This window comes from Botrimarina sp., from assembly GCF_040219535.1.
Classification (GTDB): domain Bacteria; phylum Planctomycetota; class Planctomycetia; order Pirellulales; family Lacipirellulaceae; genus Botrimarina.
The window spans coordinates 51,037-63,532 of record NZ_JAVJSH010000022.1 but is presented as its reverse complement, the minus strand read 5'-3'; the positions used below and the strand labels follow the sequence as shown (position 1 = coordinate 63,532).

General features: G+C 67.0%; 11 protein-coding genes. All 11 read left to right on the top strand.

What is annotated here, in order from left to right; genetic code table 11:
- The first annotated feature begins 3 nt into the window (after nt 1-3).
- The 11 genes from RIC11_RS13665 (at nt 4) to RIC11_RS13615 (ending at nt 12,430) form a co-directional block, all read left to right on the top strand.
- Nucleotides 4-1,059, top strand: a complete 1,056-nt coding sequence (locus RIC11_RS13665) for a glycosyltransferase (protein WP_350212180.1) — start codon at nt 4-6, stop codon at nt 1,057-1,059.
- A 7-nt stretch (nt 1,060-1,066) separates the two neighbouring features.
- Complete coding sequence (locus RIC11_RS13660; protein WP_350212178.1) at nt 1,067-1,984, top strand: glycosyltransferase family 2 protein; 918 nt, start codon at nt 1,067-1,069, stop codon at nt 1,982-1,984.
- A gap of 248 nt (nt 1,985-2,232) precedes the next feature.
- A complete protein-coding gene (locus tag RIC11_RS13655) occupies nt 2,233-2,850 on the top strand; it encodes an FkbM family methyltransferase (RefSeq protein ID WP_350212176.1) in 618 nt (205 codons plus the stop codon).
- A 30-nt stretch (nt 2,851-2,880) separates the two neighbouring features.
- Entirely contained in the window at nt 2,881-3,684 is an 804-nt protein-coding gene (gene rfbF, locus RIC11_RS13650; RefSeq protein WP_350212281.1) for a glucose-1-phosphate cytidylyltransferase, read from the top strand.
- Nucleotides 3,680-4,819: a CDP-glucose 4,6-dehydratase gene (gene rfbG / locus RIC11_RS13645; RefSeq protein WP_350212279.1), complete on the top strand. Its 1,140-nt coding sequence runs from the start codon at nt 3,680-3,682 to the stop codon at nt 4,817-4,819. Before rfbF ends, rfbG begins: the two co-directional genes overlap by 5 nt.
- A complete protein-coding gene (gene rfbC / locus RIC11_RS13640) occupies nt 4,798-5,370 on the top strand; it encodes a dTDP-4-dehydrorhamnose 3,5-epimerase (RefSeq protein ID WP_350212175.1) in 573 nt (190 codons plus the stop codon). The genes rfbG and rfbC overlap by 22 nt, the downstream gene beginning before the upstream one ends.
- Nucleotides 5,367-6,275 carry an NAD-dependent epimerase/dehydratase family protein gene (locus tag RIC11_RS13635; RefSeq protein WP_350212173.1) on the top strand — a complete coding sequence of 303 codons (909 nt, stop codon included), beginning with the start codon at nt 5,367-5,369 and terminating at the stop codon, nt 6,273-6,275. The genes rfbC and RIC11_RS13635 overlap by 4 nt, the downstream gene beginning before the upstream one ends.
- 1 nt (nt 6,276) lies before the next feature.
- Nucleotides 6,277-7,452: a glycosyltransferase family 4 protein gene (locus RIC11_RS13630; RefSeq protein ID WP_350212171.1), complete on the top strand. Its 1,176-nt coding sequence runs from the start codon at nt 6,277-6,279 to the stop codon at nt 7,450-7,452.
- Nucleotides 7,452-10,022, top strand: coding sequence for an RIFT barrel domain-containing protein (locus RIC11_RS13625; protein ID WP_350212169.1), 2,571 nt, complete (start codon nt 7,452-7,454; stop codon nt 10,020-10,022). The genes RIC11_RS13630 and RIC11_RS13625 overlap by 1 nt, the downstream gene beginning before the upstream one ends.
- Nucleotides 10,023-10,037: 15 nt before the next feature.
- Nucleotides 10,038-11,438, top strand: a complete 1,401-nt coding sequence (locus RIC11_RS13620; RefSeq protein WP_350212167.1) for a glycosyltransferase — start codon at nt 10,038-10,040, stop codon at nt 11,436-11,438.
- Nucleotides 11,439-11,527: 89 nt separating this feature from the next.
- A complete protein-coding gene (locus RIC11_RS13615) occupies nt 11,528-12,430 on the top strand; it encodes a polysaccharide pyruvyl transferase family protein (RefSeq protein WP_350212277.1) in 903 nt (300 codons plus the stop codon).
- The last annotated feature ends 66 nt before the right edge of the window (nt 12,431-12,496 follow it).

The following is a 12,496-nucleotide window of genomic DNA, read 5'->3' as shown; positions in this document are numbered from 1 at the left end:
GACGTGAGCGTCGCCATCTGCACGTGGAACCGCGCCGACCTGCTCGACAAGACGCTCCGGAGGATGGCCTCGATGCGGGTGCCGGAGTCGGTGTCGTGGGAGCTGATCGTTGTCGACAACAACTGCACCGACCACACCCAGCAAGTGCTCCAGCGGCACGTGGGCGCCCTGCCGCTGAGAATCGTCACCGAGAGCCAACCGGGGCTGTCCTACGCGCGGAACCGAGCGATCGAGGTCTCCCAGGCCGAGATCATCCTGTGGACCGACGACGACGTGCTGGTCGACGAGCACTGGCTCACCGAGACGCTCGCTGCCATGCGGGGGCTCGACGCCGAGGTCTGCTTCGGGTCGGTCCACCCTTGGTGGGAGACCGCCGCCCCGCCGTGGTTCGGCGACTGCTTGGCCGGGCGGTTCGCGTTGTACGACCGGGGCCGAGGCGCCCACCTGCTCTCCGAAGCCGGCCAGAGCGGGTACGGGGCCAACCACGCCGTCGCGCGGTCGGTCTACCAGCGCCTCGGCGGCTACCGCACCGACCTCGGCGTTGTCGGCGACAAGGGGGGTGGCGGCGAGGACACCGAGCTGGTGATGCGTGCGATCGCAGCGGGCGTGAGGACCGCGTACGCGGGCTCCGCGAGCGTCCGGCACTTCATCCCCGCCGAGCGTTGCCGGAAGCGATACTTCCGCCGGCGCCAGTGGCGCGGAGGATCAAGCCAATATCGCATGCTGACGCAAGCGGGAGGCGGCCGTCGAACGATTCTCGGGTTGCCGGCCTACATGTATCGCCAGCACACTCGTGAAATGGTCGCGTGGCTGTTCAGCAACATTCGCGCAGACCGCGCGAGAGCTTTTCAAGCGGAGCTTAAGCTTATTAGCTTTGCAAGCCTTTTGCGCACGGCTGTCTTCGCCCGCTATGATACTTGCACCGGGAAGCGAGGGAAGCAAAATCCAGCAACCGACGTGAACTACCAATCTCCAGAGACGCTGTCAGAAGGGCCTGGAGATCTCAAGAGCGTTTCTCATATACGACCGCTCAGTGCATCTGATGCCAGGCGTGGCTGAAAATCTAATGCTCGCCACATTCGTCATACCGACCTACCGCAGGCCGGACGTGCTGCGCCAGTGCCTAGAGCACCTCTGCGAGCTGCAGCCCGGCGAGGGCCCGTTTGAGGTGCGCGTGCTCGACAACGGCGCGCCCGAAACCAGCGGCCACGTGATCGCGGAATTCGCCGAACGGCTGAACGTCTACTACGTCGAGAACGAGCCAGGCCACGGCATGGGTTACTCGCTCGGTCGCGGGGCCGAGGCCGCATTGGGCGAGTTGATCGTCGAGCTGAACGACGACGCCCTCGTGCCGCCCGATTTCCTCGCGCGTGTCGGCGGCTTGTTCGCTCGGCGACCGGAGGTCGGAGTGGTGGGGTTTCGCGCGATCGAAGAGGGTTACGCGTCCGACGACGGATCGATCGGCGCAATCGACGCAGATGCACTCACCGTACGCGGCAACTTCGACCGGGAGACGGATGGGCCGGTCGAGGTGGAGCACGTTTACGGCTTCTGCTACGCGTACCGCCGCCAGCTGCTCGAGCGAGGTGGCCGACACGATAAGGTGCTGTTGGCCAAGGACTACAGCAGCGGGAACAGGATCGAAACCGACCACTGCCTCACCGCCCGGCGGCTCGGCTACCGAGTGATCTACGATGGGACGATCGCCGTTGTTCATCTGGCCAAGCCGCGGACCGACCTGTCCGAGCGGAGCGAGCGTTGGCGGCTGAACCACCTGCGGAACACACTCTACCTGTTCCTGAAGCACTTCGGCCCCTTCGGCCGCCGCGCGATGGCGCTGCGGTACGGCCTCACGCACGACGTCGGCCTGATCTCGCTGCTGAAGCGGCCCACGCCGGCCAACGCCCGGTACTTCTGGGTCGGCTTGCGGGCGCGGGGAAGCGCGGTGGGGCACTGGCTGCTGCACCTAACCGTCCGGCAATAACGAATGCCCGCGTATCATCGTTGCCTTACGTTTACTCGAGTCGTAGCAAGTTGAATCTGCTAACACGAGTCCGTACTGGAATTGCGTGGCGTCGTCACGTCGCTGTTCGTAAGCGATACCTCAGACGTAAGTTCCTAAACGGAAAAGAGCTTGCGGATAGTTACGTAGATGGTTCAATCGTTGACAACGCACAATTGCGCGATGGGACCACTGTGCGACATCCTGATGGCACAGGTGGATTCGCGAAAATGATCCTAGAGGTCTGGTATGACGAAGTCTACACGGGAGACTTCTACGTGCCGAAGGCGTCCGACGTAGTGATAGATGCTGGTGCGAACGTAGGGCTATTTAGTCTCCTGGTCGCTCGGATTGAACCGCAAACCAAGGTCTTCGCTTTCGAGCCTTTCCCTGAGAATTTCGCAATCTTGCAATCGAACTTAGATGCCGCTGGTGCGAGGAATGTGCAGTCGTTTAACAAGGCGTTGTCGGGAACCGAGGGGCAAGCGATTATCCGACCGGTTGGCGGTAGGTCTCAGGATCACCGACTCGAGCAAGAAGCTGCTTCCGATCTATCAGGCCAGGGAAAATCAGTCGACACGGTCTCGCTATCAGATATCGTTGCTCTAGTGGGTCGAAAACCTATCGCGATGTTCAAATGCGATATCGAAGGTAGTGAGTACGACGTTTTCGCCTCGGCTGAAGATGAAGACCTCCGGCTTATCGATCGCTGCGCAATCGAATGGCACGAGCACCTTCGCCCCGGAGTTACCAACTTACTCCGGTCACGCCTTGAAAAGCATCATCGGGTCGATGTCAAAGAGGATGGCGATGGGAAGTGGGGTATGATGTATGCACAGCGGAAATAGTCAAAACATAGCAACGTCGAGGCGGCTCCCATTAAAGTAGTACTGCTAGCGGGCGGGTACGGCACCCGGTTCGGGAAGCTGACCGACTTCTTGCCCAAGCCGATGATCCCGATCGGGCCGTTCCCGATCCTGTGCCACATCATGCGCTACTACGCGCACTTCGGGCACAACGAGTTCATCGTTTGCAGCGGGTACAAGTCCGAGTTGATCAAGGAGTACTTCCTCAACCTGGCGACCTACACGCACGACTTCACGATCGGCTTCGCCGCAGGGGGAGCGCCGCGGATCGACGTGCACGACGCGGGCGACGGGTTCTCGCCCCGCGTGACGATCGCCTACACGGGCCAAGACACCATGACCGGCGCCCGGATCAAGCGGGCGGCCCGCTACCTGGGCGACGACGAGCGATTCATGGTCACCTACGGCGACGGAGTCACGGACCTGGACGTCGGCGAGCTGGTCGCCTTCCACAAGGACCACGGCAAGGCGGCGACGCTCACGTCGGTCTTCCCCCCGCCGCGGTTCGGCGCGCTGCACTTCGAAGGCGACCGCGTGACGCACTTCGCCGAGAAGGACCCGCAGCAAGAGGCGATGGTCAACGGCGGCTACTACGTGTTCGAGCGCAGCGTTCTCGATACGCTCGAAAAAGACCGCAAATGCGTGCTCGAAAAAGCGCCGATGCACCGGCTCTCTGAAGAGGGCGAGCTGATGGCGTTCCGCCACCCCGGCTACTGGCAGTGCATGGACACGACGCGCGACCTCGAGTCGCTGCAAGACGCCTGGGCCAGCGGCGCCGCGCCGTGGAAGGTCTGGCAGGGGGGGTACGACGATTAGCGCACCGACCGCCCCAGCCCGATCGCACGCCGCCGCGGTCGCCGACGCGTTCGGCGGCGCCTACCGCGGCCGGCGGGTGCTGGTGACTGGGCAAACCGGCTTCAAGGGGAGCTGGCTGGCCCTGTGGCTGCGCACGCTCGAGGCCCGACCGGCTGGCTTCGCCCTCGCTCCGATCACCGACCCGTGTCACTTCGACCTGCACGACTGGCCCGACGACGCGGCCCGCCTGGGCGACATCCGCGACGCGCGCGCCGTGGAAGCTGCGATCGAACAGTCGGCGCCGGAGATCGTCTTCCACTTGGCGGCGCAGCCGCTTGTACGGGAGTCGTACCGCCAGCCACTCGAGACGTTTCAGACGAACGTGCTCGGCACGGCGAACGTGCTGGAGGCGTGCCGCAAAACGCCGAGCGTGCGCGCGGTGGTGATTGTTACGAGCGACAAGGTCTACGAGAACGACGAGTCGGGCGCGGCGTTCCGGGAGGGCGATCGCCTCGGCGGCTCGGACCCCTACAGCTGCTCCAAGGGCTGCGCCGAACTCGTTACCGAGAGCTACCGGCGCTCGTACTACGAGGCGACCGGCGCGGCCGGCGCGCCGTTGCTCGCTTCGGTCCGGGCCGGCAACGTGATCGGCGGCGGCGACTGGTCGGCCGACCGCCTGATCCCCGACGCGGTCCGCGCCGCTTCGTCGGGCGGGAAGCTCACCGTCCGCAGCCCGGGCTCTATCCGCCCCTGGCAGCACGTGCTCGAACCGCTCGCGGGTTACTTGCTCGTCGGCCAACGACTGTTGGAAGGCGATCGGGACGCGGCCGCCGCTTGGAACTTTGGCCCCGATGAGGAGGGGCACGTGTGCGTGCGTCACGTGGTCGACGCGTTCCGGGAGGAGTGGCCCGACTTCGAATACGAGACCCCCGACATCACCGACGCGCCGCCCGAGTCGCACTGCCTGCGACTCGATTCGGCGGCCGCGCGCGAGCGGCTCGGCTGGCGGCCCGTGTGGGACTGGCCGACGACCGTTCGCCGCACCGCCGCCTGGTACCGCGACTACTACCGAGAGAAGAGAGTCGCGTCACACACCGATTTGGCCGAGTACGTGGCGGCGGCCTCGCGGGCCGGGTGCGCGTGGGCGCCGACGTGATCGAGTTCGCGAAACTACCTCTGGAAGGGGCGCGCTTGCTGCACCGACGCGTCGTGCGCGACGACCGCGGCGATTTCGCGCGCTTGTTCTGCGCCGAAGCCTTCGCCAGCGAGGGGCTGCCCTCGCACTTCCCTCAGATGAACCGGTCGAGCTGCTCGTCGCGTGGCGTGCTGCGTGGGCTCCACTACCAGGTGGCGCCCGCCGCCGAGGCCAAGGTGCTGCACTGCGTCAGCGGGCGGGTGCTCGACGTGATGGTCGACGTGCGGGCGTGTTCCGCGACGTTCCTCGGCTGGCACGCTCAGGAACTCACCGGCGGCGACGGGTTGTCCGTGTACATCCCGACCGGCTTCGCCCACGGATACCTCGCGCTGAGCGACGACGCCGTTGTGGAGTACCTGTCGTCCGCCCCCTACACGCCTGCCTGCGAACGGTTGCTCCGCTGGGACGACCCGCGGGTCGGCGTGCTATGGCCGATCGAGAACCCGATCCTCAGCGAGAAGGACGCCAACGCGCCGCTGCTCGCCGACGACTTCCGGGGAGTGGGGTCGTGAGATTCGTCGTTACCGGAGCGACGGGATTCCTCGGCGGTGTGGTCGCGCGGCGGCTAGCCGCGGAGGGACACCAAGTGCTGGCCCCGTGCCGCTTCGGATCGGAAACGGCGCGGCTCGGGGGAGCGCACGGGGGGGTCACCGTACTTCCGCTGCGGTCGCTCGGTGACATCGGCGAAGCCGTCGATCCCCTGGGGCAAGAGCCCATCGACGGTGTCCTGCACTTCGCCGTCGAGTACGGGCGCGACGCGTCGGCGGCCCAGGTGGTGCGCACGAACGTCGGAAGCTCGGTCGCCTTGCTCGAGTGGGCGATGGGCCGGCGGGTGGGCGTGTTCGTCAACGCCGACACCTGCTTCACTCCCGACTATCCCTACCTGCGGGCTTACACACTCTCGAAGAAGCAGTTCGTTGCGTGGGGCCAAACGCTCTGCGACGCCGACGCCCCGACGCGGTTCGTGAATCTCGTGCTGCAGCATCCCTTTGGCCCCGGCGACCGGCCCGGCAAGTTCGTGCCGTGGATCATCGAGCGCTGCCTCAACGACACGGGGCCGATCGACCTGACAGCCGGAGACCAAGAGAAGGACTTTATTTACGCGGGTGATGTAGCCGAAGCGTGCCAGACGGTTCTTGCCCACCGCGAGGCCCTGCCGCCGGGCGCGACGAGTTTCGAGGTAGGGCGCGGCGAGGCCCTGACCGTGCGTCGGTTCGTCGAGACGATTCACCGGCTGTGCGAGTCGAAGGCGACCCTCAACTTCGGCGCGCTCCCCAAACGGCCGGGCGAGCCACCCCGGTCGGTCGCCAACATCGAGCCCCTCGAGCGCCTCGGCTGGTCGCCGAGCACAACCATTGAACAAGGCGTACGCCTCACCGTCGAAGCGGCCCGGCGATCGATGAGCGTGGTGGACTGACTTGCGTTTCCTGTTTGTAAAACCCGGCCTCGCGTACCCCCGCTCGAGCGGGCACGACGTTCACACCTACGAGATGATGCGCGCCTTGGCCGCGCGCGGCGCCGAGGTGGCGCTGTTGACGCGAGAGCCAGCCACGGACGAGGCGACGAGCGGCCTGGACCTCGCCTGGCGCGGCGATTTCGGCAACGCGCCGAAACCGAACGGAGCCGCCGCTTCGGACATGACCTGGGCGCAGCGGAAGTTCGCGTCGTACTGGGGCGTGCCCGACGAGCACATCGCGGGGGTCGGCGCGTTGGCTCGCGAGCTCGAGGCCGACGCGGTGGTCGCCGTGGGGCTCGGCGTGCTCCCTTATCTGTCCGCCGTTCGCGGGGCACAGCGCGTCTGGTACGCCGCCGACGAGTGGGTCCTGCACCACTGGACGCTCTTCTCCGCGTTGCGTCCCAAGACGTACCCCAATCTGAAAGCGGCCGCCGTCAAGGGCTTCTACGAACGCGCCTTCGCGCCGGCCATCGATCGTGTGTGGGTGGTCTCCGAGGCCGACGCCCGCGCCGTGCGGCGAGTGATGGGCGTGCGGGCGGTGGACGTGGTGCCGAACGGCGTCGACGCGACGCACTTTCAACCGGTCCAGAGCGAGGAGATCTCTCAGAGCGCGGTGTTCTGGGGGCGGCTCGATTTCGAGCCCAACATCGACGCCCTCCGTTGGTTCCTGACGACGGTCTGGCCGCGGCTCATCAAGCAGCGCCCCGGCGCCACGTTCAGCGTCTTCGGATTCAACCCCTGCGACGAGGTCCGCCGGCTCTGCCAGGCGCCGGGCGTTGAGGTGATAGCCGACCTGCCCGACCTGCGCGACGAGATCGCCAAGCGTCAGGTCGTCGTGCTCCCGTTCATCAGCGGCGCGGGGATCAAGAACAAGCTCCTCGAAGCGGCCGCGATGGCGCGGCCGATCGTGGTTAGCCCGACCGCGGTCGCCGGCCTCAACCTCGCCGGGCACGAGACGGTCGTGCGGTGCGAACGCGCCGAGCAGTGGGCGGCCGCCCTCGGTGAGCTGTGGGACGACCCTAACCGCCGGGCCAAGCTCGGCGCCGGCGCCCGGCAGTGGGTGACCGAGACGCACTCCTGGCGCCGGTGCGCGGCGATCGCCATGACCGCCCTGTCGAATTCGAGAGCCACCCCCTGATGCCGACCCAGAGCGCAACCCCGACCGGGCAACACGAGTCGACGCGGGCGCAGCGCAGCCTCGTGCTGCGGCGCCGGGCGGCGGTCGCTCTCGGCACACCGTGCCGGATGGGCGTCCCGCTCCCGCGCGGCGCCGTGCGAGAGGCCTCGCGGCTCCGGCTGATAGGCCGGGGCGACTCTCCGCTGCCGCTGCAAGCGGCGGTCTTGCAGCGTTGGCCCGACGCGTCGGTCAAGTGGCTGCTGTGCGAGTGGCTGCACGACGGCGCCGACGAGGTCCGCCTGACCGACGACGCCCCCACGCCCGCCAACACGCCCGACCGCCAAGCGACCGTCGAGCGGGAAGGCGATGCAATCGTCGTGCGCCGCGACGCGTCCGCGTGGCGCTTCGGGCCGGGTGGCGCGCTCTTCGGGCAATCGGACAACGCCGTCCGTGTGCTGCTCGAAGCCAGCCTGCCCCAATCGGATTCGGTGCGGGTGGACGTCACCGGGGTCGAGCTTCTTGCCGAGGGACCGGTGCGCGTGGGCGTCCGCACTTCGGGGCGGCTGCTCGCCGGTAGCTACGATACCGGCCTGGACGTCTTCGCCGAGTCGCACTTCTACGCCGATTCGACTCTCCGACGCACGCATCTCACCGTGCGCAACCGCCGCCGCGCCGCCCACGCCGGCGGCGTGTGGGAGCTGGGCGACGCCGGGTCGGTGTTGATCCGGGACCTCTCCCTCGCCGTCACCGCCCCGGCCGACGCGACCTCGTTCCGCTGCGACCTCGGCGACGCCGGGAGCTCCACCACCGCGGCCGACAAGCTGTCGCTCTTGCAGGCCTCCAGCGGCGGGGAGCGGTGGGACTCGAGCAACCACGTGAACCGCGACGGCGTCGTCCCGCTGCCGTTCCGCGGCTACCGACTCGAAGCCGACGGCCAGACGACCGAAGGCCGTCGCGCCGAGCCGGTCGTCGCGTGCACGCACGCCGGCGGGGCGTTCGCCGTGGCGGTCGAGCGGTTCTGGCAGAACTTCCCGAAGGCGATCGAGAGCCGCGGCGACGGCCTCCGCGTCGGCCTCTTCCCGCGCGAGGCCGCCGCGCCGCACGAGCTGCAGGGCGGAGAGCAGAAGACCCACGTGGTCTGGATCGCCGAACACGCAAGCGGCGCCGACGTGCTCGCTTCGGTCGATCACACCGCGCCGTTCTGGCCCGACCCGGAGAGCGTCGCGGCGAGCGGCGCCGAACGCTTCGTCCGCCCCACCGACGGCGAGCACGGGGGCTACCGCCGCCTTGTCACCGAGGCCGTCGACGGAGAGTCGAGCCTGCTGGCCAAACGCGAGGTCATCGACGAGTACGGCTGGCGCCACTTCGGCGACGCGTACGGCGACCACGAGGCCGCGTTCTCTCCCCCCGAACCGCCGCTCGTGTCCCACTGGAACAACCAGTACGACCTCGTGTTCGGACTCGGCGTCAGGGCGCTTGGTGGGGGCGACCCGCGGTGGTGGGAGTTGATGGAGGACCACGCGCGGCACGTGATCGACATCGACCTCTACCACACCGACGAGGACAAGGCGGCCTACAACCACGGCCTCTTCTGGCACACGATCCATTACCTCGACGCCGGCAAAGCCAACCACCGCAGCTACCCTTCCGGCACGATCGGCGGCGGGCCCAGCGCCGAACAGACCTACACCCGCGGCCTGCGGCTCTACTACTACCTGACCGGCGACCGCGCGGCCCGCGACGCCGTCGTCGCCTGCGCCGAGTGGGTCCTCGCCATGGAGGACGGGTCGCGCACCCCCTTCCGCTGGCTCGCGGGAGGGCCGACCGGGCTGTCCAGTTCGAGTGGGAACCCCGATTACCACGGCCCCGGCCGCGGCCCCGGCAACGCGACCGAAACGCTCCTCACCGCGTTCGAGCTGACCGGCGACGGGCGCTACCTCGACCGCGTCGAGGAGTTGATGCGCCGCGTCGTCCACCCGCGCGACGACCAACACGCGCTCGACTTGCTCGACGCCGAGACCCGCTGGTACTACAACCTGTACCTGCAGGCGCTCGGCCGGTACCTGGAGATCAAGCACGAGCACGGCGAGCACGACGAGGCTTACGCGTACGGCCGGCAGACACTGCTCGCTTACGCCGACTGGATGGCCGAGCACGAGTACCCTTACCTCACGAAGCCCGACATCCTCGAGTACCCGACCGAGACCTGGAGCGCGCAGGACGTCCGCAAGAGCGAGGTCTTCCACTTCGCCGCGCGACACGCGGCCGACGCGTCGCGGCGGGAGCGTTACCTGGAGCGGGGCGAGTACTTCTTCGCCCACGCGGTAGAGGAGTTGCTGGCGACCCCCGCGGCCCGCTACACGCGCCCGCTCGCGCTGCTGCTCGGCTCGGGCTTCAGCTACCGGGCGATCCGCGCGGGGGCCGGCGAGCTGTCCACCGCGCCGGCGCCGGAGATCGACCCGCCCCCGAAGCCGCGGTTCACGCCGCAGAAGGCGCGGGCGGTGCGGCGGGCGAAGCTGATCGTCGCCGGGGGCGCCGTCGGTGTAGCAGCGCTGATCCTCGTGGGCGTGGTCGCCCTTCTCGCTTCGTAGGCCAGCGTGTCCGATTTGACTGTTGAACCCGTCGAAAAGCGGCCGAGCGAGACCACGTCGCCCGCGGCCGATCCCCTCGGCGCGCGCGAGCGGCGGCGGATCCGGCTGCGGCTTCTGAAGCTGAGGGCGCGGGAGTACCTCGAGTACCAGTCACCGGTTCTCGGCCCGGCGATCCGGTTGGCGGCGTGGGCGGCCGGAGCGGCGCTCGTGTACACGCCCGCCCGCCGGCGCGGATTCGGCCTGTTGGCGGCGACACACCGGAGCGGCCGCTTGCGGTCGACGAACTGGCTGGTGGAGGGGATGGTCAGGCGGCACGCGCGGCAGGGCGCCAAGCCGGTGGCGGCCGCTATCGACCACGCGATCGCGACCGCCGACGCGAACATCCCGGCGGGCCTGCGGAAAGACCCCCGCAACGTGTTCCCGACACTGGCCATCGTGTTGCGATCGCCCGGCGAACGCCACAAGGGCGTGCTCAACCTGTCGTACTCGTACGTCTACCCGTGGTTCCACAAGCACTACGACGTGGAGAAGGTCGCCAGCCGATACCACATCGTGCTCGAGCCGAGTTGGGCGGGCTTCTGCACCCCAGAGATACTGACCTTCACGCGGCTCTCGCAGCCGGTGTTCGTGCAGGCGATCGAGCCATACGATGCGAGCTATCTGCAGCGAGTCGGCGGCAACTTGACGCCGGTGGCCATCGCCGCGAACTGGTGGACCGACCCCCGGGTCTTCGCACCAGCAGCCGACGGCGATCGCCCCTACGACTTCGCGATGGTCGCGAGTTGGTCCGATTTCAAGCGGCACCACCGCTTCTTTGCGGCGCTCGCCGAGGTGAAGCGGCGGGGGCGCCGGCTCAACGGGGTCTGCGTTGGCTACCCGCAGGGCCGGAGCGTCGAGGAGGTCCGAGCCGTGGCCCGGCTGTACGGAGTGTCTGACTGGATAACCTTCGAAGACCGCTTGACTCCCGAGCAGACCGCGGAGCGAGTCCGGCGCGCGAAGGTGAAGGTCCTTTGGTCGCGGCGCGAAGGCTTCAACCGCGCCGTCATCGAAGCCTTGTTCAGCGACACCCCGATCGTCATGCGAGAGGGCTTCAACTACGGCCACCACCACGACTACGTCAACGAGCAGACGGGTTGTTTCGCCGACGAGCGGTCGCTCCCCGACACGCTCCTCCGCTACGCCGACGCGACAGCTGAGGCCTCGCCCGAAGATTGGGTGAGCGAGCGGATGTCGCCACAGGCCGCGGTGCAGCGGTTGCACAAGAAGATAGCCGAGACCGCCGGAGAGCCCATCGGTGACGCGGGCCCCTTGGCCGTGAAGGTCAACACGCTGAACAACATGCGATACTGGAACCCGACCGAGGCCGAGCGCCACCGCAGCGACTACCAGTGGCTCGCCGGCTGCGTACGAACATGACCCCCGCCCCGACCCCGCCGCTACACGCCGAGCCGAAGCGGACCGAGCTCGTCGGCGAGCGCGAGATCCCCGTGGTTCCGCCCGACGAGATCTTCGAACGGCTGCGGGCCGAGGGCCAGATCGTCCATTACTTTCCGAATCCAGGGAACGCAGGCGATGCACTAATCATGCTTGCTGCGGTGCGGCTGTTTTCGAAGTACCGAGTGCCCTACGTAATCGAGAAAACTCTCGTCGGTTTCAACCCAGCGGGAAAAGTTGTCGTTTACGGGGGGGGCGGAAATCTCGGCAGTGAAAGCAGCCCTGCAGCAGAGTTCTTGACGCACTGCAATAGTAAGTCAAGCCTTAGTGTGTTGCTTCCACACACCGTCACTGGCTGCGAACAGTTGCTCAGAAGCCTTGGGCCTGGAACAGTTCTGTATTGTCGAGAAGTACCGAGCTATCAGCACGTCGTAGCACATGCAGGCGGTTGCGAAATCGCATTGGCCGAAGATCTAGCGCTGCAGTTGGATGCGGAGGAAATACTGACACGCAGCCCGCCCTTCTCAGTTGCCGGCCGCTTGCTCCGCAGGCTGTTCAGCGACTTGGCGAATCGGCCCGGCAGACAAGCTTTGCTGCCAAAGGGACCTACGGTCAGCTATTTCAAGGACGAGCTACTACGAACGAGAACGCTTTATCGTGGCGATTGTCTCATTTGCATGCGAAGCGATCACGAGCGTACGCCAACCCCTGTTCCGTATGGCAACTGGGACCTGCCCGCACGGATTCCGTTCGCATACGAAGACGTTCGCTCCGCTGAGTGGGCGTGTCACACACTCCTGACGCGTGTAAAGCACTACCGGGAAGTGCGCACGAATCGACTGCACGTAACCATCGCTGCTGCGTTACTTGGCAAGAGTGTTCGCATGTATGCCAATAGCTACTACAAGAACCGCGCGGTGTTCGAGTTCTCGCTGCGGCATCGATTCCCGTGCGTCCAGTGGGAAGACAGCTAAGTGAAGGTTGCGCGGCCAACACTGCCGAGAGGGTAAAGCACGAATGGGGAGAACACGAAGCTTCGT

Excerpts from the sequence above, each read along its gene's own strand:
- RIC11_RS13660 (WP_350212178.1), top strand. The coding sequence starts at position 1,067 with ATGCTCGCCACATTCGTCATACCGACCTACCGCAGGCCGGACGTGCTG.
- RIC11_RS13625 (WP_350212169.1), top strand. The coding sequence starts at position 7,452 with ATGCCGACCCAGAGCGCAACCCCGACCGGGCAACACGAGTCGACGCGG.
- RIC11_RS13655 (WP_350212176.1), top strand. The coding sequence starts at position 2,233 with ATGATCCTAGAGGTCTGGTATGACGAAGTCTACACGGGAGACTTCTAC.